This is a genomic window from Pseudomonas sp. JL27(2026), assembly GCF_056933555.1.
This window is the reverse complement of the sequence record NZ_CM167794.1, coordinates 862,007-883,896: the sequence shown is the minus strand read 5'-3', so window position 1 is coordinate 883,896 and position 21,890 is coordinate 862,007. Positions and strand designations below refer to the sequence as shown.

The window sequence follows — 21,890 nt, the reverse complement described above, 5'->3', positions numbered from 1 at the left end:
CTGAATCAAAAGCCAGACAGAGGCTTTATTGTATGCCGGCAGACCATGAGCAGCCGTACGGATAAAGCAGCTCCATCTATCAAGCCTTCCCACTGCATCATCTTATCCATCAAGCCCCGACTTCACTCGGCAAGAGCTTATAGCACTTGCCAAGGAGCTCTACATAGGGTTCAAAGCCCCCAACCTGCGCGCCACGAAGCAAAACAAAACCCGCTAAACGCGGGTTTTGGAGTTTCCAGCCTGCGTGTAACTCTTCTGACCCGGAGCACAACATTTCGTGTTTCCCATCCCCTGCCCCCATTAACGCTTCTTCGCCTGCGCACGCAGTCGCTCTTCCTGCTCACGCAACTGCGGCGTGAACTCTGCGCCGAAATCCTCAGCCTCGAACACCTGGCGAATCTCGATCTCGGCGTCCGTGCCCGGCATCGGGTTGGGGCATCGTTTTACCCACTCGATAGCTTCCTGCCTGGACTTCACCTGCCACAGCCAATAACCGGCGATCAGCTCCTTGGTTTCCGCGAACGGGCCGTCGATGACCGTGCGCTGGTCACCCGAGAAGCGCACGCGGGCACCTTTGCTGCTCGGGTGCAGGCCTTCGCCCTCGATGAGGATGCCGGCCTTGACCAGTTCCTCGTTGTAGTTGCCCATCGCGGTCAACAGTTCTTCGCTGGGCATTACACCGGCCTCGGAATCTTTGCTGGCTTTCACAATAATCATGAATCGCATCGTCGTTTCTCCTCTGGAGTTGAGTGGCTCAGTTCCTTGTCGAACGGACGAGGCCAAAATCGACAGCTCGAATGAAAAAGATGCCTGGCTTCAAACCTGATTCCAGTCAGCCAAGGCACATCGGACTCGTAGGCGCGGGCCGTTCAGCCCTCCCCCTTCAAGTTCCCTCAATCCCCGCCGCTAACTTCTGAAACCACCCGTGTTCATGGAGATAACGATATGGAAATCAAAGCTTCAGTTCTATCGCTCGACCCGGTGCAAACTCCACTCAAAGACCGACTGCTCAACGTTGGCGGGACACTGACGGCCAAACCCATCGATGAAGCCAGCGCGCAAGCCATCAAGAATGCCACCACCCCGGCAACGGTCTATCACCCAAGTACCCCGCCTGTGACAACGGACACCCTGCTGGTTGCCGACATGATGTACATCGGCAGTACTTCCCAGGCGGCCAACTACCCACAGATGGCAGAGCAATACGACAGTGCCTACCTTTCGCTGAAAAACGCTTTCAGTCAGTTCAAGGCTGGCCTGGATTTGCTTGACCCCGTGCTGGCGCAAAAAGATTTCGGGCTCACGGTGGACGCCGAGGGCAAGCTGATACTGCTCAACTCCAGCGGCTCGCTCACCGCTACGGACATCGAACGCCTCAACGAGATGCTCAAGGGCTCTGATTCGCTCAAGGGTGCAGCCAGCCGCTACATGAACGCCTCCATCGACCTGGTGAACGCCGATGCTGCATGGGGCGGTAATTTCATGGGCCGGTATGATCTGAACAAGAACAACTTCGCGAGCACCATTGATATTGCTGCCCTGTTCAAAACCACATCCGGGGTTTCCAGCATGGAGGGCTGGTTCAGCTCCCAGTTGTGGGCCAAAGGCGTAGTGGCGATCGGCCCCGCAGAAACGGTGTAACGCCGGAGCATAAGAGGCTCGGCGCTTTGGAACCGGTTCGGCAAGTGCTCAGCCTCACTCAAGGTTGACACTTGCCCTTCGCAGGCACGAGGCTTGCCCGCGAAGAGGCGTCTCAACCCGCGCCTTTCCCCGTGTCCACACCGGAGCCCCGCATGCGCCAAGCCCTTCTGATCATCGACGTTCAACCCAGCTTCTCCCCACCGCAATGGCTGGTCGACGGCATCCAGGCGCTGATCGGCAGCCTGCCCAGCGTCGCCACCGTCGAGCGTCATGACGAGTCCAAAACCCCATTCCAGAAACAACTTGGCTGGCACCCGGCACCGGACGACGACAGCCTGATCCTGGCCGACCGCATTTTCATCAAGCACGGCTACGCGCCTTCGCCTGAAACCCTCGACTACCTGAAAAGCCTGGACGTGGAGCGGGTGCTGGTGTGCGGCCTTCAAACCGAGACCTGTTGCCTGGCAGCAGGGTTCGCATTGTTTGATGCGGGGTTGCAACCAACGCTGATCAGCGATTTGACGGTGGGCTCGTCACTGGACCGCTCGGGCGGGTTAGGCGTGAAACTCTGGGAGCATCATTTCAAGCATGTGCTGAACGTGAATCAGATCACTCGATAAGGGCGCAGAACCGGCGGGACGAACAGCAAAAAGCCCCAACCAGCCGGCCAGTCAGGGCTTACACAACGGTACTAAACCGACCTTGAATCAGGGTTTGCCATACACCGCAAAGCTCAGGTTGGCAGAGCTTACGCCGGCTGGGAAAATCCCCTGAAGATTGTTCATTGAAACCGAACGGATATTGAAGGTTTCGCCCGCATCAAGGGTGTTGACTTCAACATAGTGAAGGTTCTTGTCGCTGCCCCCCTTGTAATCCAGGCGGACCATAAAACGTGCAGAACCGGCGTGTGCCACCAGTTTGTAAGACTTGTATTGCTGAACCTGCATGCCCACAAAGTTGTTGCCGGCTCGCTCCCCCTCCTTGCCCTTGACCGAGCAACTGCCGTTGCCGATGAAGGTGTACCCCTGGAGTTCAGCCTGTACCGATTTGGCAAAGCCTTCGCGTGGATCTTTTGTTTTTTCGTCAAGCATGATGCCTCTCCTTGTTTAAGGTAACAGCGTCCTCTTGCCCTCTGAAATCTAGCCCTGTAGCGAGGCTCGTCAACTACCAGATCTGGTAGGTTGCCCCCGAGCCTTTAGCGTGCATACTCAGGCGCAGATGCGTGTCGTGCTGTTGAGTCGAATACAGCGGTGGCCGGGGCCCGCGGATGAACTTTTCTTCACCGCAACGCCGACCCCGGCCGTGTACAGTCCACCCCGCTCATTCAAAGCACTACGGTTTGCCCGCTCTCCCGCGGGCTTTTTTTCGCCTGTGGGAACTCCCTCCTTCGCACTAATGATCGTTCGACCGGTACAGCAAAGTGTCCCGAGTACCTTGCTCCCGCCTTTTATCGACAGGCAACAAGCCGCGCTCATTTACAGGGCGCGAACTTGTGCCGTGCGCGCAGGTGGAATGGTTTTTTTGAACAACCCGGTGGCCAGGGCCGACAGAATCAGCGCAATCGACAACCCTTCGATAATGCCCACCCGGTGCCCGAGGATCGCCATCGAACCCAGTACGCCAAACACCGGAATCAGCAACGACAGCGGCGCCACCCGTGACACCGGGTGCTCACGCAGCAACAGGTTCCAGCCCCAGTAACAGAAGTGCGTCGCGCCATAGACCTGAAACATCAACGAAAACACCGCCACCCGATCCAGTTGCGTCACCAGCGAGGTGAACGGCGCAGAGCCGTGCGCCCACCACGTGAGTAAAAACAACGGAATCGGCGGGAACAGGCTCGCCCACACCACAAAGGCAAAGATCTCCCGCACCCCGGATCGCTTGATGATCACATTGCCCACGCTCCAGCTGAACGCACTGATCAGCAACAACACACAGCCCAGGGTTGTCGCCTCGCCGGGGCTGTTCCAGACAATCAGCATCACCCCCGACGCCGCGAGCAATACACCCAGCACTTGCCCCCGGCTCAAACGCTCGCGAAACAGCACGACGCCCCAACCCAGGGTGAAAAAAGCACTGAACTGGATCAACAGCGCAGCGGTGCCGGGGGGGACGCCCAACTCGATTCCAAGGTTGATCAAGGCCCACATCGCCACGCCAAAAATCAGCCCATAGGCAACCAGCCACCGAACGGCAACCTGCGGGCGCCGGACGAAGAACACCCACGGCAACGCCGCCAGCGTGAAGCGCAGCGCAGTCAGCAGCAGTGGGTCGAGGGTGGCCAGACCCAACTTGGTGATGGGGAAGTTCAATCCCCAGACCGCCGTGACCAACACGGCCAGCAACAGGTGTTTCTTTTGCATGAGAGGTGTTTCCAGAAGGCTGCGCCCAAGGCGAAGGCATTACTATTGCTCGACGCCCACCCTGCCCGCTTGCAATGACAGGCCACATACCCTTCAATTCGGGCCATGCGCCAAACCGACATAGACCCTTACGAACACACCCCTCGCGATGCCGTGGTCACGGCCAACGATTATCCCGATGGCCTGCGCTTTGCCCTGCACACCCATCAACGCGGGCAGTTTGCCTATGCGGCGAGCGGCGTTATCAGTGTGTTCACTCAGGAAAGCAACTGGGTAGTGCCCCCGCAACGGGCGATCTGGGTACCGGCAGGCGTGCCCCACGAAATGCAGATGAGCGGGCCGGTGACCATGCTCAATACCTACATTCGCGATGCTGCGGTGCGGCAACTCGGCCTGCCTGCCCGGTGCCAGGTGTTCGGGGTCTCGGACCTGCTTCGCGTGTTGCTGATCAGCGCCATGGACGTCCCGGCGCTGTACGCCCTGGACCATCGGGACGGCCATGTCATGGCGTTGTTGCTGGATGAAATCGCTGCCATGCAACCGCTCTCGCTCAATGCGCCGCTGGCCGCTGAACCCCGCCTGGCACAGGTTTGCCGGGAGGTGCTGGAAAACCCGTCCCTGGAAACCGGGCTCGACGAGATGGCCGCTCGCGTCAACATGAGCCGTCGCTCGTTCACCCGCCTGTTTCGCCAGCAAACCGGTATCAGCTTCGTGCAGTGGCGCCAGCAGGCCTGCCTGTTGGCGGCCGTGGTTCGGCTGGGCAACGGCGAGTCGGTCACGCGGGTCGCGGTGGACCTGGGTTACAGCAGCCCAAGCGCCTTTACGTGTGTGTTTCGTCGAGTGTTGGGTGAGCCGCCCAGCCGATATTTTCCAAACGGGCTACGCTGAGGCGTTGCCAGTCGCTGATCCACCGGCGAAAGGTAAGGACACCACTGAACGTGATCGCCTGTCAGGGCATGATCATCTTTCCAACAGGGAGGCTCATGATGTTTCGCTGGATATCACCGATCAATTACCGTGAACGACTGATCGGCTCCTATGACGCAAAGCCCGGTGCCTATGAAACCCGCGGCTCGAACTTCGAATATGTGTCGTTGCTGGCTGGCGAGCCTTATCCCGCCGACATGGACTCACCGAGCGTATTCTTCGCCTGCCGCCCGCCAGAACTGCTCAAGTTCGACTGTTTATGGTTGCTGGGTGGCGTGCCGCTTGTCAGCGCACGGCTGGCCGAGGTGCTTCAACAACACGCTGCGCAAGACGTCGAGTTGCTGCGCCCCCAACGCATTCATGCTCACGCCGAAAACGTCAGCGCCACGTTTTTCATCGTCAACCCGGTGTGTACGGTCAACGCGGTGGACTTTCGAACGTCGGTGGCTGAACGCGACGACGACGGTTCAATCCTCTATTTCAACAAAACCACGTTCCTGGACGATGGACTGGGGCCCCGTCACCTCGCCCGAGAGGCCGACTCCGGCGATTTGCTGATGTCTCAGGCGTTGGCCGAGGTCCTTCTGCAGGGCGGATTCAAGGGCCATGACGGTCTGGGGCTGTATGCCGCCAACCAACGGCTGAGTGACAACTGATGGCGGCCCGATTGCACCGTGAGCGCTCCATTCACGATTTGTTAAGAATCGACCCCGTATACTTTTTTTCCTTCGGCTCACTTACGGCCCCACTCCTCTGGTAGTCACAGCCTATGTCGCGTCCTGCCCCGTTACTGTTTCTGCTTGCCTGCCTGCTGTTTTTCTTCGCCCTGGGTAATCACCAGTTGCAAGGTTCCACCGAAGCCCGCGTGGCCGGTATCGCCATGCAAATGCACCTGGACAACGACTGGGTGACGCCTCGCCTGTTCGGTCAGCCGTTCCTGGAAAAACCACCGCTGAGCCTCTGGCTGGATGCCGGTGCGATCCGCGCGTTCGGCGGCACACCACTGGCAGTGCGGCTGGCCTCGGCGTTTGCCGGGCTGTTCAGCGTGATGCTGCTGTACGCCATGCTGCGCCGGTTCGGCCGGCCGACAGGCGTTGCCTGGGTGGCCTCGATCATGCTCGCGACCATGGCCAGTTACTGGAGCAACAGCCGTGGCGTTGGTGAAGATGCCTTGCTCAGCCTCGGGGTAACGATGGCATTGCTGGCGTTTTTCCTGGGTATTCGGCAGCGCGAAGAACAACGGTCGAGCCTGGGCAGCGGCCTGCTGTTCGCACTCGGTATCGCCATTGCGACCTTGAGCAAAGGCATGCTCGGGCTGGCAATGCCCGGCGTGGTGATCTTTGTCTGGCTGCTCACCGACAGCCTGATGAACAAGCGGTTCTCTTTGCGCGACTGGTTGCGCCCAGGGTTTTTGACCTTGCTCGGGCTGGTGCCGCTGGTGATCTGGCTGGTTCTGCTGTATCAGCGTGGTGGCATGCAGGCGCTCGGCGAAGTGCTGCTGACCAACAGCGTCGGTCGCTTCAGTGGCTCATTCACCGCTGCCGGGCACTATGAACCGTTCTATTACTACCTGGCCAAACTGCCACAAGCCTTTTTGCCGTGGAACATCCTGCTCTACCTGGGCCTGTGGCACTTCCGCAAAAGCCTGGCGAGTAACCCTTACCGGTTGTTTTTCACGATCTGGATTCTCGCGCAGTTCACCCTGCTGACCCTGGCCTCCAGCAAGCGCACGGTTTACCTGATGTCCCTGACACCTGCCGCCGCGGTGCTCGCCGCCGAGTATGCGGCGGTGCTGTATGAGCGATTGGCCGGGCACGTCAACGCCTCGACCTGGCTCGGCAAGCTGGCACGTCACCGGCGCGGGATCGCCACGGGCGTGATCGCCTTCGTGATCTGCCTCTACCTGGCAGCTGCGCAATGGGCTGCGCCCCACGCTGATCGCAAACTGTCCTTCATGCCGCTGACCCAGCACATTCAGGCGCTGCAAGCCGAAGGGCATCAAGTGGCGATGTATCAACCCAACGAGCGGGTGGCCGGTGCCAGCGTGTTCTACACCCAGAGCCAGCTGATTGGCCTGCAAACCGAGGCGCAACTGAGTGAGTTCCTGACTGCGGCCCCCACTCATGTCGCGGTCATGGCCGGAGACATCGTGCCCAAGCCACCGCTCAAAGTGCTGAAAGTCATTCAGGTCGGACGCCAGCCGTACTATTTCGTGGCGCAGTAACCAGGAACGGTTAACCTGCGCCTCATCAACCGATGAGGCGCAGGACGCATGATGATTGTTCGAACACGGATGCTCTGGCTGTTGCTGTGCACGGGCCCCGTACTGGCGGCGGAGGTCAGCGTGCAAGAGGCGCGCATTTCGCTGAAAAACTATGGGCTGGTCAACTGCTTGACCGCCCCGTTCAAGGAAGAATCGGAACTCAGGACCGACCTCGGCCGGGCCAGCGGCGCGTACCACTTCATGGGCAAGGGCGCGCATGACATCGTGCAAAACCAGGACACCCTGGAAACCCTCCACGATCCCTACCAGGCCACCGAGCGCTTCATGCAGGAGGCCTACGACCAGACCCCGGCGGCCAGCAAGCATACGAACAAGAAGGTGGTGTCCCATGCCTGCCTGAAGGTCTACAACTCCCCGGCCTTCGAGCGGTTCATCGAGTCTCAGGACCCTTACCTGACAAAGTAGCCACCGCAGACAACAAAAACGGCACCCGAGGTGCTAATGCCGATCAGTTAACGTCACTGTTACGAGGAATGCTTCAGGTTGTTTGCCAGGCTTGAGAACCACCCCCTCACCCTAACCCTCTCCCCAAAGGGGCGAGGGAACTGACGGCGGTGTTCACTTGAGTTACATCGACCTGAAAGTCCGAGTCGAACTCAGGTTTTGAACGGCATGGAGATCTGCTCCCTTTCCCCTCGCCCCTTTGGGGAGAGGGTTGGGGTGAGGGGTAGATTTCGGATCAGAACAGAGCATTCAGACGCTGAGTTTTCTTAACTGACCAGCATTAACCCAAGGTGCCGTGTGTTTTTCAGCCTGCGCTGGCTCTTGCGCCGCCGACGGCCTCTTCAACACCGACCGTTGTTTGCCGCAGAGGCTGGTCAAGTCGCGCCCGGCCATAAAATGCGAGCGCCGTCAGCAGGCATGTCAGCCAGATGAAGATCCCGGCCCAGAAGGTGTGGGACATGTAATGCCAACCCTGAAACACCCGCGTGGTGCCGTAAATCATCCCCAACGTCAGCGAGCCATAGAGCACGGCTTTGGCATGACGCCAGCGATAACGACGGGCAACAAAGTACAGCGCCAGCATGGTGAAACCACCCGAGGCGTGGCCACCCGGCCAGCAGCGGCCTTCACCGGCGGTGTTGAACAGGTCGAAGTTTTCGTACCAGTCCTTGTGTTCTATTTTCCCGGCGTACTGGGTGGTTTCAACCGGGCAGTACACGCTGGTGTGGCTCTTGAGGTAGTGGATTACCCCGGTGCACAGGGAGAACGCGACCACCACGAACAGGAAGTCCCGGCGATGACGGGCGGTGAACCTGAGCACCGGCGCCAGTTTGATTTTTTCCAGAAACGCAGCGAATTTCGGGTATTTGTGCGCATTCACGCAGCCCCAGAAAAACGACAGCACGGCACCGATGATCGCTGCTTCCCCGGTCCAGTTCGGGATGATCCGGGGCCACTTGTGGGTGATCTTTTCGAACAGCTGCATTTTACCGATGGGGAACGTCTGGCTCACCGGGTCATAAAACAGATTGCTGAAGGCGATATCTATCCTGGTCAGGTCGAACGCCAGGAAAACCACCGCTGCGCAGAGCAGCGGGATACCGAAATTGAGCCAATAAAATCGATGGCGAACAAACGTCTGCATGGTGCGTCCTGCTTGAACGGTTTCAGGGATTACCGGGCGAACACCGAACGCCAGTCAGTGGCTTCCAGAGAACCCAAAAGGTGTGCGTGAGCGTTGCCCTTGTCGGCGGCCAGAAACAGCGCGGCACCGTAGCCAAGCGTGGCCGTTGGTACCTTAAGCTGCTTTTCCAGCTCGGCCATGCACTCACTGTGGGTGACCAGCACCAGATTGCGGCCCGGCACCTTGTGCGCCAATGCGTCGCGCAACATCGTGCCCTTGCAGTGGAACAACCAGTCCTGCCCGGTAGTGGCCGAGTTGAACATGTAACTTGAGGTTTGCACTGCACGGGTCAACGGGCTGTTATAGAGATCGGCGTTGGCCAACCCCAGCCGTTCGAACTGCGCGCCGAGACCGACCGCCACACTGCGGGCCCGGTCCGTGATGCCATCGGCGGCGCTCAGGCAGGCAGCCTTGGAGTGATCGCAGCGCTCGACGTGGCGCACCAGCACGATCATTTCGCCTTTAGCCCAACCCGCTTTCATCTGCGCCAGCACCGAAGCGTTGCCCGACGCCAGGTCCGGCACCGCCGCCGGACGCAAAAGCAATGAGCCCAGCGCCGCCGCACCCAGCACCAGCAGCAGTGCAATCACACCTTTGCGGTACTTCGCAACGCCGCGCAGGCTGAGTGGGCGCCTGACGCCAACCCGATCAAGTAGTGATTCCAGGACCAAGTGCCCCCCGTGACAACGCCAGATGAATGAACCCAACCTACAGCGTCGTCATGACAACCACGCTGGCGAACCTGTTTGCCGGTGGCGCAACGCGCAGCCACCCCAGCAAGGGCCACACCCTAGTGGTGAGCACGTTGGAGCCCGGTGAAATGAATGTGAAAAAAAGCGTGAATCGCGTCCAGAAAAAACCGCGCATCGGTTCACTGATGCGCGGTTTTGTAACAAGCCATGAGCCCCAGGCGCTCTAGGTCGGGCGTTTCATGACGCCCACCCTGATCGCCCGCAAATACGGGGCAAAAACCGTTTCAGCTCTCGCCAACGCTGCCGATACAGCCCTACTACACCCTTGCTGGCTCCCAAAAATAACAATCTTCCAGCCAACCGAGTTCAAGCAGTACAACGTTCCTGGAGGATTTTTTATGAATAGCTGGTTTGCCAACATCAGCGTCAACCTGAAGCTGGGCCTGGGTTTCGGCCTGGTACTGGCCCTTACGTGCGTCCTGGCCCTGACCGGCTGGACCAGCCTGGGCGGGCTGATCGACCGCAGCAACTGGATGAGCGACATCACCCAGCTCAACGCGGGCCTGACCAAACTACGCGTCACCCGTTTGCAGTACATGCTGGCCAACGGTGATGAAACCGTCGCGCAAACCGTGCAAACCAGCCTCGATGGTTTCGTTGCGCAGCAGCAAGCCCTGCTCAAGAGCTTCACCAGCCCGGCAAACCTCAAGCTGCTCAGAGAGCAAAGCGCAAGCAGCGCGGCTTATCAGCAGTCGCTGAACAAAATGCGCAGCGCCTACCGCACCGGCAACATCGCGCGCCAGGCCATGGGTGACAACGCCGAAGCCGCCAACACGCTGATGAACGACATCAACACCCGCGTGCGCCAGATGCCGCTGAGCGATCAACGCTTCGAGCAGTTCCAGGTCGTCACCAACGCCAAGGAACAATTCCAGCTGGCCCGCTACGAAGTACGTGGCTACACCCTCGACACCAACCCGGTGTCCGAACAAAAAGCCATCGCCCAACTGGACGCGGCAATCAGCACCCTGAAAGAACTCAACAGCCATTTCGGCGACACCCAACATGACGCTTTGGCTGAACTGGGCAGCGCGCTGACCAACTACCGCAGCGCAGTGCTGGCCTACAAGGCTGCCAACAGCGAAGCCCTGCAAGCCCGTCAGGAAATGACTGTCCAGGGTAACGACATCGTTGCCAGCAGCGACCAGATGTATCAGATCCAGATCGATCGCCGCGATACTGAAAGCGCCCAGGCGCGTACGCTGCAACTGATCAGCACGTTGCTGGCCCTGCTGGTCGGCGTTATCGCCGCGGTAGTCATCACCCGGCAGATCACCCGCCCGCTGCGCGAAACCCTGGCCGTGGTCGAACGCATTGCCGGCGGCGACCTGACCCAGGACGTACGCGTCACTCGCCGCGACGAACTCGGCGTGTTGCAACAAGGCATCGCCCGCATGGGCGTGACCCTGCGCGAGCTGATCAGCGGCATCCGCGACGGCGTCACCCAGATCGCCAGCGCCGCCGAAGAACTGTCGGCCGTGACCGAAGAAACCAGCGCGGGGGTTAACAGCCAGAAGATCGAGACCGATCAAGTGGCCACCGCCATGCACGAGATGACTGCCACCGTGCAGGAAGTTGCGCGCAACGCCGAAGAAGCCTCCCAGGCTGCTGCTGCGGCGGATGGCGAGGCCCGCGAAGGGGACAAAGTGGTCAACGAAGCGATCACCCAGATCGAGCGTCTGGCCAGCGAAGTTGCCCGCTCCACCGAAGCCATGACCGTGCTGCAACAGGAAAGCGACAAGATCGGCAGCGTCATGGACGTGATCAAGGCAGTGGCCGAACAGACCAACCTGCTGGCCCTTAACGCTGCCATCGAAGCGGCACGTGCCGGTGAAGCCGGTCGCGGGTTTGCCGTGGTTGCCGACGAGGTTCGCGGCCTGGCTCAGCGCACGCAGAAGTCCACCGAAGAAATCGAAGGCCTGGTGGCCGGCCTGCAGAACGGTACCCAACAGGTTGCCACCGTGATGAACAACAGCCGCGCCCTGACCGACAGCAGCGTCATGCTGACCCGCAAGGCCGGCGTCTCACTGGAAAACATCACCCGCACGGTGTCCAACATCCAGTCGATGAACCAGCAGATCGCCGCCGCTGCCGAGCAGCAAAGCGCCGTGGCCGAAGAGATCAGCCGCAGCATCATCAACGTGCGCGACGTGTCCGAACAGACCGCCGCCGCCAGCGACGAAACCGCCGCGTCCAGTGTTGAACTGGCACGCCTGGGCAATCAGTTGCAAATGATGGTCAGTCACTTCCGGGTGTAACCCGAACTTCATCGTTCCCCCGCATCAGCAGGGGAACGATGGAACCTCACGCGCTGATCGCGCTGGTAAACACCAACCGATTGCCGAACGGATCGTTGATGGTCATGTCCTGGTTGCCCCAGGGCATGGCCTGGATCTGCGGGTGGGCGTAGCGGTAAGCCTTGGTTTGCAATTGCTGCTGGAAGGCTTCCAGCTCAGCGGTTTCGATGCGCAGCGCCGAACCCGGCGTGGCGTCACCGTAGTGCTCGGACAAATGCAGCACACAGTCACCGCGTGACACTTGCAAATACAGCGGGAAGTTTTCGCCGAACCGGTGCTGCCAGTCGAGGGTGAACCCGAGGAAATCGACGTAGAACTCCAGCGCCTTGGCTTCATCGAAAATCCGCAGGATCGGGGTGACTTTACCGAAACTCATTGCGCTGCTCCCAGGCTCAAAGACGCCCTTCATCATAGGCTCTGTGGCGTGAGTGAGAACGTCTTTGCGCTCATATCACCGACGCCACGGGTTGTCAGCGCTTCGGCTCGGCAGTGGGTTTCTTTAGTTTCACAATGCCACCACTGTGACGAACTCCGCAGATCAACACCTTCAGACTGACGCAAAGCCCGAACTCAAGTCGCCTTCACGCGCCAGAAACCGCCCGGCCCTCGCTCCGTTTGCCTGCCCCTCGACATAGCTGCGCACACCGTTGACCCACACCCCGTCGATGCCTTCGGCCGCCCGTTGCGGGTCGCTGAAGTCCGCCACGTCGCGCACGCGTGCAGCGTCGAACAGCACCAGATCCGCCCAGTGCCCCTCGCGAATTTCGCCACGTTGCGTGAGGCCGAATCGCGCTGCCGACAGACCGGTCATCTTGTGCACGGCGGTGTGCAACGGGAACAACCCGAGGTCGCGACTGAAGTGCCCCAGCACCCGTGGAAACGCCCCCCACAAACGCGGGTGGGGGAAGGGGTCTTCCGGCAACCCGTCGGAGCCGATCATCGACAGCGGGTGCGTCAGAATCCGCCGCACGTCCGCCTCGTCCATGCCGTAATACACCGCGCCAGCCGGTTGCAGGCGACGGGCCGCCTCCAGCAGTGGCACGCCCCACTCGGCGGCGATATCCAGCAAGTCGCGGCCACCCACCTCCGGGTGCGGGGTCGACCAGGTGATAGTGATGCGAAACGCATCGGTGACCTGCTTGAGGTCCAGGGTCGAAGAGCTGGCGGCGTAGGGATAACAGTCGCAACCGACCGGGTGGGTTTTCGCCGCTTGCTCCAGGGACGCAAGGAGCTGCGGGCTCCGGCCCCAGTTGCCCGCACCGGCGCATTTGAGGTGAGAAATAATCACCGGTGATTGCGCATGTCGGCCGATCTGAAACGCTTCGTCCATGGCCTCCAGCACCGGTTCGAATTCACTGCGCAGATGGGTGGTGTAGACCGCCCCGAACGCCGTCAGCTCTTCGGCCAGTTGCTGCACTTCATCGGTGGAAGCCGAGAACGCGCTGGCGTAGGCCAGGCCTGTGGACAAGCCCAACGCGCCGGCCTCCAGACTCGCGCGCAACTGCTCGCGCATCGCGGCAATTTCACTGGGGGTGGCGCTGCGAAACAGGTCATCCAGATGATTACTGCGCAATGCCGTGTGGCCCACCAGCGCGGCGACGTTCAAGGTCGGCTTCGCCGCTTCAACGGCGGCGCGGTAGTCGCAAAAGCGCGGATAGACGAACGCCGCGCAAGGCCCAAGCAGGTTCATCGGGTCGGGCGGCTCGCCGCGCAAACTCACGGGCGACGCGCTGATCCCGCAGTTGCCGACAATCACCGTGGTCACGCCCTGGCTGAGCTTGGGCAGCATCTGCGGCTGGCGGATCACCACCGTGTCGTCATGGGTGTGCACATCGATGAACCCCGGCGCGAGCACCTTGCCTGCCGCGTCGATTTCCTCGTCGGCGCTTGCATCACGCACGTCACCGATGCGCTCGATACGCCCGTTCAAGAGCGCCACGTCAGCGGGGTAACCGGGGCGGTTGCTGCCGTCGATGACCAAGGCGTTGCGGATCAGCGTGTGGTACTGCATGTCAGTCTCCCAGCGGCAGGTGATCGTCGCCGCCACGGTAGTCGTCGAGGGCGAGTTTGATCCGCCGCAAACGCTCTTGATTGTCTTCAGGCCTGGCCAGTGCCAGCTCGGTAGCGAGCACGTCGATGGCCAGCAACATGCCGTAGCGCGCCGCTGTGGGTTTGTAGATGAACGAGGTTTCAACACTGTGCAGCGGCAGCAACACATCGGCCAGGTCTGCCAGCGGCGAATCGGCCAGGGTGATCGCCAGAATGCTCGCGCCGTAGCTGCGGGCCAGCTCGACGGCCTCCAGCAACTCGGGGGTGATGCCGGTCAGCGAACAGGCGATCAGCGCATGCTCGGGGCCGAGCGAAGCGGCGGTGACACGCATCATCACCGGGTCATGGCAGGCGGCAATCGGATAGCCGAGGCGCACCAATCGCACTTGCAGTTCATCGCTGCACAGCGTCGAACCGCCGCCCATGCCGAACGCGTGGATCATCCGCGCGCTGCTCAGCAACTTCACGGCCTCGGTGAATCGCGCCTCGTCGAACGCCGACAGGTGTTGGCGCAAGGTCGACTCGATGTCACTGACAATCTGCCCATAAAACGCTGACTGTTCGGGTGGGTTTGCCGGGTCGAGGAAACGGCTGCCGACGCCGCTGGCCTGAGCCAGTTGCAGGCGCAAGTCACGCAGGTCGCGACAGCCCACGCTGCGGGCAAACCGCGAGAGCGTCGCGCTGCTGACCTCGGCCCGCAGCGCCAGCTCCTCAAGGCTGGCGCTGGCGGCAAAACCGACATCGTCGAGCATCAACCGGGCGATGCGCCCTTCGCCAGCGCTGAAAGAATCCTGGCGGGCGCGGATCTGATAGAGGATGTCCATGGGCGATTCCTGGTGACTAAAGCAATTGGGACAGGCCGAGGGTCAGGCCGAAAGCGACCAGCGAGATCAAGGTTTCGAGCACCGTCCAGGTCTTGAACGTCTGGGCGACGGTCATGTTGAAGTATTCCTTGATCAACCAGAAACCGCCGTCATTCACATGAGAAAAAATAACCGAACCGGCACCGGTCGCCAGCACCAACAGCTCCGGGTGGGGATATCCCAGACCAATGGCCACCGGCGCGACTACCCCGGAGGCGGTGGTCATGGCCACTGTCGCAGAGCCCGTGGCCACCCGCATCAACGCTGCGAACAACCAGCCCATGACCAGCGGCGATAACTGGAACTCGTGAGCCAGGCCAACGATCTGGTCGGTGACCCCGGCGTCCACCAGAATCCGGTTCAACCCACCACCCGCACCGACCAGCAAGGTGATGCTGGCCGTCGGGGCCAGGCATTCGTTGGTGAATTTGAGGATCGATTCGCGGTTGAAACCCTGCGCCAGGCCCAGGGTCCAGAAGCTCAGCAAGGTTGCCAGCAACAGGGCGATCACCGAGTTGCCGATGAACAGCAAGAACTGGTTGAAACCGCTGCCCGGTGTCGAAATCAGGTTGGCCCAACCGCCGATCAGCATCAACACCACCGGCAGCAGAATCGTCGCCAGGGTGATACCAAAACCCGGCAAGCGGTCACGGGGTTCGCGCTCGATGAATTGCCGCTCCAGCGGGTTTTCCGCAGGCAGTTGAATGCGCGGCACGATGAATTTGGCATAGAGCGGGCCGGCGATGATCGCCGTGGGAATGCCGATCAGAATCGCATAGAGCAACGTCTGCCCCACCGACGCCTGATAGGCCTGCACCGCCAGCATCGCGGCCGGGTGCGGCGGCACCAGCGCATGGACCACCGAGAGCCCGGCGACCATCGGCAAACCGACCATCAGAATCGACACACCGACGCGCCGCGCCACGGTAAACGCGATCGGCACCAGCAACACGAAACCGACTTCGAAGAACAGCGGCAGCCCCACCAGAAATGCAATGCAAACCATCGCCCAGTGCGCGTTTTTCTCACCAAAACGGTCGATCAAGGTGCGCGCCATCTGCTCGGCGCCACCGGACTCGGCCATCATCTTGCCGAGCATCGTGCCCAGCGCCACCACCAGCGCGATGTGCCCCAAGGTCTTGCCGACACCCGCCTCGTACGCCCCGACCACGCCCGACGGCGGCATCCCCGCGAGTAACGCCAGGCCAATGGAAACAAGGGTGATGACGATGAACGGATTGAGCCGGTAACGGGCGATCAGCACGATAAGCGCAATGATGGCGATGGCGGCGTAGATCAGCAGCCAATAACCGAAGGATGGTGTCATGCGGTACTCCTCGAAAAAGGGTCACGTCGATGTGTTGTGAAACTCATAAATCATTTCGAGGAGTTTTTTTCAAACACGATGAAAGTAATTTTCGTTAAGAGGTATGGAATGTCGTTTTTAGACAGGTGTTGTCGCGATTAATGAAAATCCACGAACCGTTTTTTCATCAATTTCCACGGGCACTCCGACAGAACATAAACGCCAGGCCACAGGACAAATTTATAATTTGTTAATGTTTTACGATAATAAATCATGTAAATTCCGCGACCCGTTTGACTCAAGGAAAGGAATGCTCATGAATGCACACACCACGTTCAGGCTGCGCAAGCGCATGCGCTGGATCAGCCTGATGACCGTCGCCCTGGCCTGGGCCTTGGCCTGCAGTGAAATCGTCACCTACATTTCCAGCTGGACTGTGTGGGGCGACGTGACTCGTGAGGCCTACTTCAGTGGCTTCAGTGACCTGTTGCCGGGGCTGCTCAAGGAAGGGTTCGAACAGTCGACGCTCGCCGCCGGGTTGATCATGGTCCTGGACGCCGTGCTGCCGCTGATGGCTGCCGTGGGCATGACCGCCGCCGGGTTCTTTTTCCTGCGCCTGTCGCGTAATGAAATCTGCTCGGAGCGCAATATTCGCTGTATCTCGCTGATCGGCATTTTGATTATCATGGAGCCACTTCTACAGCCCATCCTGAACAGCTTGCAGGTGCTGGCGCTCTCCATCGATCTCCCGCCGGGTGACCGTGTCTTTAGCTTCTCTGTCGGTTTCAGCTCAATGGCTTCCTACCAGATTGTGATGGGTATTTTCCTGACCTCATTCAGCCTGGTTCTGCGCGAAGCCAAGCTGTTGAGCGAAGAACAGAGTCATTACATCTGAGTTGTGCAATGAGCATTATCATTCGGCTTGACGTTGCGATGGCAAAACACAAAATGCGCTCCAAGGAGCTGGCCGAGATCATCGGCATCTCCGAGCAGAATTTGTCGCTACTAAAAAATGGCAAGGTCAAGGGCATCCGGATGGAAACGCTTGAGAAGATCTGTCGCGCGCTCGATTGCGAGCCGGGAGATCTATTGGAGCTGTCAAAAGATTAAATGGGTTGTAGATGTCCTTCAGAACCGTTGTGTTGTCGTTTTCGTTGTTGGTTTTATTCACGCTCCAGGGCTGCGGCCCGCGCATCACCTACTCCTACTCGCCGCCTGAAACCGAGGCGGGCATGAACTGCGTCAGGGAGTGCAACACACAGAAAGGCCAGTGCAAGATGATGGCTCAAATGCAGGCCAGCAATGAACGGGCCCTGTATGACGCCAAGCGCATGGCCTATGACTATTGCAGCCAGAACAAAGATAAAAAGAAACGATCGGCCTGCGTTTACCCTTTCCAGAACTACACCTACGGCGACAGTTGTGGGGATGAGTACCAGGCCTGTTATCAGGGCTGCGGCGGGATCATCACCCCCATCATCCATCAGGACTGAGCCCCGAGCGGGGTCACGCCCCGCTCCCCCCTACATTTCCCTGACCGTCCACAGACAGGAGCGCTACCATGGCGCCCTGGTATTTGTGCGAATCGACAGGGAGTGATCAACGATGAACCCCACCCGCTTCATGGCCCCGTTGACGGGCGTGCTTTTGCTAATCGGGCTAAGCGGCTCGGCCCACGCGGCCGGTGACGGCTACAGCCCGGCGTATGCCCGATGCATGTCGGCCTCCGGCGGCGTCACCGCCGACATGCTCGATTGCCTGGGCACCGAGTTGCACGTTCAGGATGCTCGATTGAACAAAGGCTACAAGGCTGCGATGGCGCTGATGGAAGGTGCCAAGAAGGGCGAGTTGCAAGGCGTTCAACGGCTGTGGCTCAAGTACCGCGATACCAAGTGCGGGTTTCTGATGGACCTCACGGGTGGCACCGTCGACGGCCTCAACCAGTCGTCCTGCGTCCTGGAGATGACCAAGACCCGGGCCGATGAACTCGAAAGCCTGGCCCAGCAATAACGCGATGATCGCCCCCACGCAAACGGCCTGCGTGAGGGCGATCCGTTGTGTTACTTCACCACCTGCCCCACCCCGCGCCCACGTGGGTCGGACGCCGTTTCCAGGGCCTTGTCGGTGACCCGGATCGCCTGGATATCGCCCATCTCCCAGCCCTGATCTTCCAGGGTGTAGCCCATCGCTTTCAGCTCATCGGCAACCTTGCCGGTGAGTGGCGCGTAGGCGTCGTAGTAGATCGTGTCCTTGGGCAACAACTGGTGATGGACGCGTTGCGCGGCCACGGCTTTTTCCAGCGGCAGGTTGAAGTCATACAGGTTGTTCAGCACCTGGAAGATCGAAGTGAAAATCCGCGAGCCGCCCGGTGTGCCGAGCACCAGCGTGACCTTGCCGTCGCGGGTGACCAGGCTTGGGCTCATCGACGACAACATGCGCTTGCCCGGCGCGATGGCATTGGCGTCGCCGCCGACTACGCCAAAGGCGTTGGCCACACCGGGTTTTGAGCTGAAGTCATCCATTTCATCGTTGAGCAAAAAACCTGCGCCCTTGACCACCACGCCGCTGCCGTAATCCCAGTTCAGCGTGTAGGTGTTACTCACCGCGTTGCCGTCGGCGTCGACGATGGAAAAGTGCGTGGTCTGATGCGGTTCAAGGCCCGGACGGACTTTCTCGGTCGGCGAAATGGCGGTCGGGTTGACCTCCGCTGCACGCTTTTTCAGGTACTCGGGATCAGTGAGCTGCTTGACCGGCACGTCGGAGAACGCCGGGTCACCGAGGTAATCGGCACGGTCGGCAAACACCCGTTTCTCGATTTCGGCGAGCAGGTGAATGTACTTCGCCGAGTTCAGTTCGACGCCTTTGAAATCGGCGGCGCGGTCTTCCTTGATGGCGATCAGTTGCGCCAATGCGATGCCGCCTGAGCTCGGCGGTGGTGCGGTGTAGAGCGTGTTGCCACGCCAGTTGACCGCCAGCGGCTGACGCCAGTTGACCTTGTAGTCGTGCAAGTCCTCCTTGCTGATCAGGCCTTTGTCGGCCTTCATCTGGGCGATCAGCAGGTCGGCGGTTTTACCGTCATAGAACTCGCTCGCGCCCTTGTCGGCGATCCGTTCCAGGGTCGCGGCCAGCTCGGGTTGGCGGAAGGTTTCACCAGGCTTCATGCTGCCGAAATAGTCGCCGAAGTTGGTCGTGCCGTTGAACAGCTTCAGCGCATCCTCGCGGTACTGATACTGCTTGTCCGCCACTTTGAAACCGCTTTTGGCGTAACCGATGGCCGGGGTCAGCAATTCGCTCCAGGGCAGTTTGCCGAACTTTTTGTGGGCCTCCCACAACCCCATCACCGTGCCCGGCACACCGGCAGCGCGGACGCCGACCAGGCTGAGGTTTTCGATGACTTCGCCTTTTTCGTTCAGGTACATGTCGCGGGTCGCGGCTTTGGGCGCGGTTTCGCGGTAGTCGAGGAAGTACGGTTTTCCGTCGATGAACAGGGTCATGAACCCGCCGCCACCAATGTTCCCGGCCTCCGGGTACGTCACCGCCAACGTGAAGGCCGTGGCCACCGCGGCGTCGACGGCGTTACCGCCCTTCTTGAGAATCTGTGCCGCCACATCGGCGCCGTACTGGTTCGGCGAGACGACCGCGCCGCCCTCCAGAACCGCCGCGATCGATGCAGAACTGGCAGCCATCGCCGCCGTCAGGGCCAAGGTCTTGAACAACACAATGCGCATGAGATCCGTCCTTTTCTTGTTATTGAGGCAGGACGAACCATAGGCCTTGGCGAGGGGTTTGATCAAACCCGAAAAAGCAAACGGCTGCCCTTGGGCAGCCGTTTTGTGACGCGGTCCGCTTACACCATCTCGCGGCGAATCCACTCCACCACCGAGGTACGCTTCGGTGCCCAGCCCAATAATTCACGGGCCTTTTTGCCACGCACGCGACTGTTGGAGCCGAGGCCGTAATTGGCCATTTCGTAACCCCATTCGGCTTCGGCATCCGCCAGTGGCCAGTCTTGCGGCTGCCCCAGGTTCAGGGCTTGCGCTATCGCGGTGCTCATGTCGATGAACGAGGCCTCAGCGCTTTCGACAAAGTAGAAAGTGCCCGGCACATTCCGGGTCAGCGCCAGCAGATACAGCGATACCACGTCTTCGATATGCACGTTGGACCAGATGTTCTGCCCCGGACCGACATGGCGCACCACGCCACTTTTACGCGCCTGTTTGAGCAAGCGCGGCACCTGCACGCTGTCGCGGTGGACGCCCAGGCTGTGGCCGTAAATCAGCGTGTTGCAGATCACCGCCGAGTTCACGCCGTCACGGGCGGCGGCGAGGATCAGGTTGTCGATGGCCACCCGTGCAGCCTTGTCGACGGTTGGCTCCGGCAGGTTGTCCTCAACGTAGATAACGTCGCTGGATTTACCGCCGGACGCATCGCCCACAATGCTTGAACCGCTGGTGTGCAGGAACACTTTGTTTGAACCGCGCAACGCGTCGAGCAAGGCCTCGACCGCGCCGCGATGATCACTGCTGGCGGCGTTGATCACGGCATCGACGGCGCGCGCCTGTTCGGCCAGCAAGGCACGGTCATCGAGGGTGCCGATGACCGGGGTGATGCCCAGCGCCTTGAGCTCTTTGGCTTGTTCGGCGCTGCGTACCAGGCCGGTGACCTGATGGCCGGCAGCGACCAGCCCGGTGGCGATGGAGCCGCCGATAAAACCGGCAGCGCCGGTGACGAATACGTTCATGGAGAATCTCCCTGCGTGGGTCAATGATGGAGCGAGTATCGAGGACTGATCCCAGCTGAAAAAGTCCGGATTACCCAATTCAATCTTGCGCAGGGATCACGAATCAGCCTTCGAATACCGGTGTCGCGTAACCGGCCAACTTGCCCTGGATGAAGTCCAGGAAGCACTGAATCCGCAAGGCCAGTTGAGAGTTGCGGTAGTACACGGCGTTGATCGGCTGGCGATAGCCGCTGTTGGCCTGGGCCAGCAGCAACGTGAGCCTCCCGGTATTGATGTCGTCGATGGTCATGAAGTGCGACAGGCAGACGATGCCTTGCCCGGCCAGCGCCAGATGGCGCAAGGTTTCACCACTGGAAGCGCTGAGGCTCGGCTGAATCTGCCAGCGGTCGCCGTGCTCATGGCGCAGCGGCCAATGGTTGAGGGTTTCGGTCTGGGTGAACCCCAGCAGCGTGTGCCCGGCCAGTTCGGCGACGGTGCCCGGCGTACCGTGTTTTTCCAGGTACGCGGGGCTGGCGAGGATGTGCAGCGGGCTGCACCCCAGGGACCGCGCGTGCAAGGTTGAATCCGCCAGCGCCCCGATGCGGATCGCGATGTCGGTGCTCTGTTCCAGCAGATCGATGATCAGGTCGTTGCTGTTGAGCTCCAGCTGGATGTCCGGGTACAGGCGACGGAACTCGTCGATGTACGGCACGATGGCGTGCAGCATGAACGGCGCTGCCGCGTTGATCCGCAACCGCCCGGAAGGGTTTTTGTGGCGCGAAGACAACCGCTCTTCGAGCTCATCCATCTGGTCGAGAATCAGCTTGGCCTGCTCGAAGAAGTACTTGCCCTCTTCGGTCAGGTCCATTCGCCGCGTGGTGCGGTTGATCAGCGTGGTGTCGAGTTTGGCCTCCAGCCGCGACAGCGTGCGGCTGACCGCCGAAGGCGTTTGCCCGACCTGCTCGGCCGCCGCGGAAATCGACCCGCATTCAATTACGCAGACAAAAATCTGCAACTCATCGGATCTGGCTTTCACGTATGCCCCTTCAATCAAAACA

Annotated in this window: 24 protein-coding genes and 1 pseudogene; 13 read left to right on the top strand and 12 right to left on the bottom strand. The window is 60.3% G+C overall.

Annotated features, from left to right (window positions below; genetic code table 11):
- Positions 1-300: 300 nt before the first annotated feature.
- Positions 301-726: a YciI family protein gene (locus AC1Z1G_RS03980; protein ID WP_483625057.1), complete on the bottom strand. Its 426-nt coding sequence runs from the start codon at positions 724-726 to the stop codon at positions 301-303.
- 219 nt (positions 727-945) lie between these two features.
- Between AC1Z1G_RS03980 and AC1Z1G_RS03975 the strand changes: the two genes are divergently transcribed.
- Both AC1Z1G_RS03975 and AC1Z1G_RS03970 read left to right on the top strand, forming a co-directional pair.
- Positions 946-1,641 (top strand): hypothetical protein, encoded by a 696-nt coding sequence (locus AC1Z1G_RS03975; protein ID WP_483625055.1) that lies wholly within the window; start codon positions 946-948, stop codon positions 1,639-1,641.
- Between the two features lie 152 nt (positions 1,642-1,793).
- A complete protein-coding gene (locus AC1Z1G_RS03970; protein ID WP_483625053.1) occupies positions 1,794-2,261 on the top strand; it encodes a cysteine hydrolase family protein in 468 nt (155 codons plus the stop codon).
- 87 nt (positions 2,262-2,348) lie between these two features.
- Here the strand turns inward: AC1Z1G_RS03970 and AC1Z1G_RS03965 are convergent, their stop codons facing one another.
- Entirely contained in the window at positions 2,349-2,732 is a 384-nt protein-coding gene (locus AC1Z1G_RS03965) for a hypothetical protein (protein WP_483625051.1), read from the bottom strand.
- 384 nt (positions 2,733-3,116) lie between these two features.
- On the bottom strand, positions 3,117-4,007 hold the full coding sequence (locus AC1Z1G_RS03960; RefSeq protein WP_483625050.1) for an EamA family transporter: 891 nt from the start codon (positions 4,005-4,007) through the stop codon (positions 3,117-3,119).
- A 105-nt stretch (positions 4,008-4,112) separates the two neighbouring features.
- On the opposite strand from AC1Z1G_RS03960, the gene AC1Z1G_RS03955 reads away from it, so the two are divergent.
- From AC1Z1G_RS03955 to AC1Z1G_RS03940, 4 genes are all read left to right on the top strand, one after another.
- The gene (locus tag AC1Z1G_RS03955) at positions 4,113-4,895 is read left to right on the top strand and encodes an AraC family transcriptional regulator (protein WP_483625048.1); all 783 of its coding nucleotides are present in this window, start codon (positions 4,113-4,115) and stop codon (positions 4,893-4,895) included.
- Between the two features lie 98 nt (positions 4,896-4,993).
- Positions 4,994-5,590 carry an imm11 family protein gene (locus AC1Z1G_RS03950; protein WP_483625047.1) on the top strand — a complete coding sequence of 199 codons (597 nt, stop codon included), beginning with the start codon at positions 4,994-4,996 and terminating at the stop codon, positions 5,588-5,590.
- Between the two features lie 113 nt (positions 5,591-5,703).
- Complete coding sequence (locus AC1Z1G_RS03945) at positions 5,704-7,158, top strand: ArnT family glycosyltransferase (RefSeq protein WP_483625045.1); 1,455 nt, start codon at positions 5,704-5,706, stop codon at positions 7,156-7,158.
- A gap of 48 nt (positions 7,159-7,206) precedes the next feature.
- Entirely contained in the window at positions 7,207-7,623 is a 417-nt protein-coding gene (locus tag AC1Z1G_RS03940; protein WP_483625043.1) for a hypothetical protein, read from the top strand.
- Between the two features lie 343 nt (positions 7,624-7,966).
- Here AC1Z1G_RS03940 and AC1Z1G_RS03935 read toward each other — a convergent pair whose 3' ends face one another.
- Together AC1Z1G_RS03935 and pmrG are read right to left on the bottom strand one after the other, a co-directional pair.
- On the bottom strand, positions 7,967-8,806 hold the full coding sequence (locus tag AC1Z1G_RS03935) for a phosphatase PAP2 family protein (RefSeq protein ID WP_483625041.1): 840 nt from the start codon (positions 8,804-8,806) through the stop codon (positions 7,967-7,969).
- Positions 8,807-8,835: 29 nt separating this feature from the next.
- A complete protein-coding gene (gene pmrG / locus AC1Z1G_RS03930) occupies positions 8,836-9,510 on the bottom strand; it encodes a lipopolysaccharide core heptose(II)-phosphate phosphatase PmrG (RefSeq protein WP_483627745.1) in 675 nt (224 codons plus the stop codon).
- A gap of 32 nt (positions 9,511-9,542) precedes the next feature.
- On the opposite strand from pmrG, the gene AC1Z1G_RS03925 reads away from it, so the two are divergent.
- The 3 genes and pseudogenes from AC1Z1G_RS03925 (at position 9,543) to AC1Z1G_RS03915 (ending at position 11,855) form a co-directional block, all read left to right on the top strand.
- Complete coding sequence (locus AC1Z1G_RS03925; protein WP_483625039.1) at positions 9,543-9,764, top strand: hypothetical protein; 222 nt, start codon at positions 9,543-9,545, stop codon at positions 9,762-9,764.
- A gap of 12 nt (positions 9,765-9,776) precedes the next feature.
- Positions 9,777-10,949 (top strand): annotated as a pseudogene (locus AC1Z1G_RS03920) (methyl-accepting chemotaxis protein); the annotation flags it as partial.
- Positions 10,950-10,991: 42 nt separating this feature from the next.
- Complete coding sequence (locus AC1Z1G_RS03915) at positions 10,992-11,855, top strand: methyl-accepting chemotaxis protein (protein ID WP_437128165.1); 864 nt, start codon at positions 10,992-10,994, stop codon at positions 11,853-11,855.
- A gap of 46 nt (positions 11,856-11,901) precedes the next feature.
- Here the strand turns inward: AC1Z1G_RS03915 and AC1Z1G_RS03910 are convergent, their stop codons facing one another.
- The 4 genes from AC1Z1G_RS03910 to AC1Z1G_RS03895 all read right to left on the bottom strand — a co-directional run bounded on the left by AC1Z1G_RS03910 (position 11,902) and on the right by AC1Z1G_RS03895 (position 16,133).
- Entirely contained in the window at positions 11,902-12,270 is a 369-nt protein-coding gene (locus AC1Z1G_RS03910) for a glyoxalase superfamily protein (protein ID WP_483625037.1), read from the bottom strand.
- Between the two features lie 171 nt (positions 12,271-12,441).
- A complete protein-coding gene (locus AC1Z1G_RS03905; protein WP_483625035.1) occupies positions 12,442-13,905 on the bottom strand; it encodes an N-acyl-D-amino-acid deacylase family protein in 1,464 nt (487 codons plus the stop codon).
- 1 nt (position 13,906) lies between these two features.
- Positions 13,907-14,767 (bottom strand): MurR/RpiR family transcriptional regulator, encoded by an 861-nt coding sequence (locus AC1Z1G_RS03900; protein ID WP_483625034.1) that lies wholly within the window; start codon positions 14,765-14,767, stop codon positions 13,907-13,909.
- Positions 14,768-14,783: 16 nt separating this feature from the next.
- The gene (locus AC1Z1G_RS03895) at positions 14,784-16,133 is read right to left on the bottom strand and encodes a GntT/GntP/DsdX family permease (RefSeq protein ID WP_483625032.1); all 1,350 of its coding nucleotides are present in this window, start codon (positions 16,131-16,133) and stop codon (positions 14,784-14,786) included.
- A 295-nt stretch (positions 16,134-16,428) separates the two neighbouring features.
- Between AC1Z1G_RS03895 and AC1Z1G_RS03890 the strand changes: the two genes are divergently transcribed.
- The 4 genes from AC1Z1G_RS03890 (at position 16,429) to AC1Z1G_RS03875 (ending at position 18,122) form a co-directional block, all read left to right on the top strand.
- Positions 16,429-17,007, top strand: a complete 579-nt coding sequence (locus AC1Z1G_RS03890) for a hypothetical protein (protein ID WP_483625031.1) — start codon at positions 16,429-16,431, stop codon at positions 17,005-17,007.
- Between the two features lie 8 nt (positions 17,008-17,015).
- On the top strand, positions 17,016-17,222 hold the full coding sequence (locus AC1Z1G_RS03885; protein WP_123584879.1) for a helix-turn-helix domain-containing protein: 207 nt from the start codon (positions 17,016-17,018) through the stop codon (positions 17,220-17,222).
- Between the two features lie 11 nt (positions 17,223-17,233).
- The gene (locus tag AC1Z1G_RS03880) at positions 17,234-17,605 is read left to right on the top strand and encodes a hypothetical protein (protein WP_483625029.1); all 372 of its coding nucleotides are present in this window, start codon (positions 17,234-17,236) and stop codon (positions 17,603-17,605) included.
- 112 nt (positions 17,606-17,717) lie between these two features.
- Positions 17,718-18,122, top strand: coding sequence for a lysozyme inhibitor LprI family protein (locus tag AC1Z1G_RS03875; RefSeq protein WP_483625027.1), 405 nt, complete (start codon positions 17,718-17,720; stop codon positions 18,120-18,122).
- A 50-nt stretch (positions 18,123-18,172) separates the two neighbouring features.
- Here AC1Z1G_RS03875 and ggt read toward each other — a convergent pair whose 3' ends face one another.
- From ggt to AC1Z1G_RS03860, 3 genes are all read right to left on the bottom strand, one after another.
- Positions 18,173-19,840, bottom strand: a complete 1,668-nt coding sequence (gene ggt / locus AC1Z1G_RS03870; RefSeq protein ID WP_483625025.1) for a gamma-glutamyltransferase — start codon at positions 19,838-19,840, stop codon at positions 18,173-18,175.
- 119 nt (positions 19,841-19,959) lie between these two features.
- Positions 19,960-20,853, bottom strand: a complete 894-nt coding sequence (locus tag AC1Z1G_RS03865) for an NAD-dependent epimerase/dehydratase family protein (protein WP_483625023.1) — start codon at positions 20,851-20,853, stop codon at positions 19,960-19,962.
- A 103-nt stretch (positions 20,854-20,956) separates the two neighbouring features.
- Positions 20,957-21,868: a LysR substrate-binding domain-containing protein gene (locus tag AC1Z1G_RS03860; RefSeq protein ID WP_483625021.1), complete on the bottom strand. Its 912-nt coding sequence runs from the start codon at positions 21,866-21,868 to the stop codon at positions 20,957-20,959.
- Between the last annotated feature and the right edge of the window lie 22 nt (positions 21,869-21,890).

What these genes read in the sequence shown, in the direction of transcription:
- AC1Z1G_RS03935 (WP_483625041.1), bottom strand. Translation starts at nt 8,806, where the DNA reads ATGCAGACGTTTGTTCGCCATCGATTTTATTGGCTCAATTTCGGTATC.
- AC1Z1G_RS03905 (WP_483625035.1), bottom strand. Translation starts at nt 13,905, where the DNA reads ATGCAGTACCACACGCTGATCCGCAACGCCTTGGTCATCGACGGCAGC.
- AC1Z1G_RS03880 (WP_483625029.1), top strand. Translation starts at nt 17,234, where the DNA reads ATGTCCTTCAGAACCGTTGTGTTGTCGTTTTCGTTGTTGGTTTTATTC.
- AC1Z1G_RS03965 (WP_483625051.1), bottom strand. Translation starts at nt 2,732, where the DNA reads ATGCTTGACGAAAAAACAAAAGATCCACGCGAAGGCTTTGCCAAATCG.
- AC1Z1G_RS03895 (WP_483625032.1), bottom strand. Translation starts at nt 16,133, where the DNA reads ATGACACCATCCTTCGGTTATTGGCTGCTGATCTACGCCGCCATCGCC.
- AC1Z1G_RS03960 (WP_483625050.1), bottom strand. Translation starts at nt 4,007, where the DNA reads ATGCAAAAGAAACACCTGTTGCTGGCCGTGTTGGTCACGGCGGTCTGG.
- AC1Z1G_RS03980 (WP_483625057.1), bottom strand. Translation starts at nt 726, where the DNA reads ATGCGATTCATGATTATTGTGAAAGCCAGCAAAGATTCCGAGGCCGGT.
- AC1Z1G_RS03900 (WP_483625034.1), bottom strand. Translation starts at nt 14,767, where the DNA reads ATGGACATCCTCTATCAGATCCGCGCCCGCCAGGATTCTTTCAGCGCT.
- AC1Z1G_RS03955 (WP_483625048.1), top strand. Translation starts at nt 4,113, where the DNA reads ATGCGCCAAACCGACATAGACCCTTACGAACACACCCCTCGCGATGCC.
- AC1Z1G_RS03875 (WP_483625027.1), top strand. Translation starts at nt 17,718, where the DNA reads ATGAACCCCACCCGCTTCATGGCCCCGTTGACGGGCGTGCTTTTGCTA.
- AC1Z1G_RS03975 (WP_483625055.1), top strand. Translation starts at nt 946, where the DNA reads ATGGAAATCAAAGCTTCAGTTCTATCGCTCGACCCGGTGCAAACTCCA.
- AC1Z1G_RS03865 (WP_483625023.1), bottom strand. Translation starts at nt 20,853, where the DNA reads ATGAACGTATTCGTCACCGGCGCTGCCGGTTTTATCGGCGGCTCCATC.
- AC1Z1G_RS03910 (WP_483625037.1), bottom strand. Translation starts at nt 12,270, where the DNA reads ATGAGTTTCGGTAAAGTCACCCCGATCCTGCGGATTTTCGATGAAGCC.
- AC1Z1G_RS03940 (WP_483625043.1), top strand. Translation starts at nt 7,207, where the DNA reads ATGATGATTGTTCGAACACGGATGCTCTGGCTGTTGCTGTGCACGGGC.
- AC1Z1G_RS03950 (WP_483625047.1), top strand. Translation starts at nt 4,994, where the DNA reads ATGTTTCGCTGGATATCACCGATCAATTACCGTGAACGACTGATCGGC.
- ggt (WP_483625025.1), bottom strand. Translation starts at nt 19,840, where the DNA reads ATGCGCATTGTGTTGTTCAAGACCTTGGCCCTGACGGCGGCGATGGCT.
- AC1Z1G_RS03885 (WP_123584879.1), top strand. Translation starts at nt 17,016, where the DNA reads ATGAGCATTATCATTCGGCTTGACGTTGCGATGGCAAAACACAAAATG.
- AC1Z1G_RS03945 (WP_483625045.1), top strand. Translation starts at nt 5,704, where the DNA reads ATGTCGCGTCCTGCCCCGTTACTGTTTCTGCTTGCCTGCCTGCTGTTT.
- AC1Z1G_RS03970 (WP_483625053.1), top strand. Translation starts at nt 1,794, where the DNA reads ATGCGCCAAGCCCTTCTGATCATCGACGTTCAACCCAGCTTCTCCCCA.
- AC1Z1G_RS03925 (WP_483625039.1), top strand. Translation starts at nt 9,543, where the DNA reads ATGAACCCAACCTACAGCGTCGTCATGACAACCACGCTGGCGAACCTG.
- AC1Z1G_RS03915 (WP_437128165.1), top strand. Translation starts at nt 10,992, where the DNA reads ATGGGCGTGACCCTGCGCGAGCTGATCAGCGGCATCCGCGACGGCGTC.
- AC1Z1G_RS03890 (WP_483625031.1), top strand. Translation starts at nt 16,429, where the DNA reads ATGAATGCACACACCACGTTCAGGCTGCGCAAGCGCATGCGCTGGATC.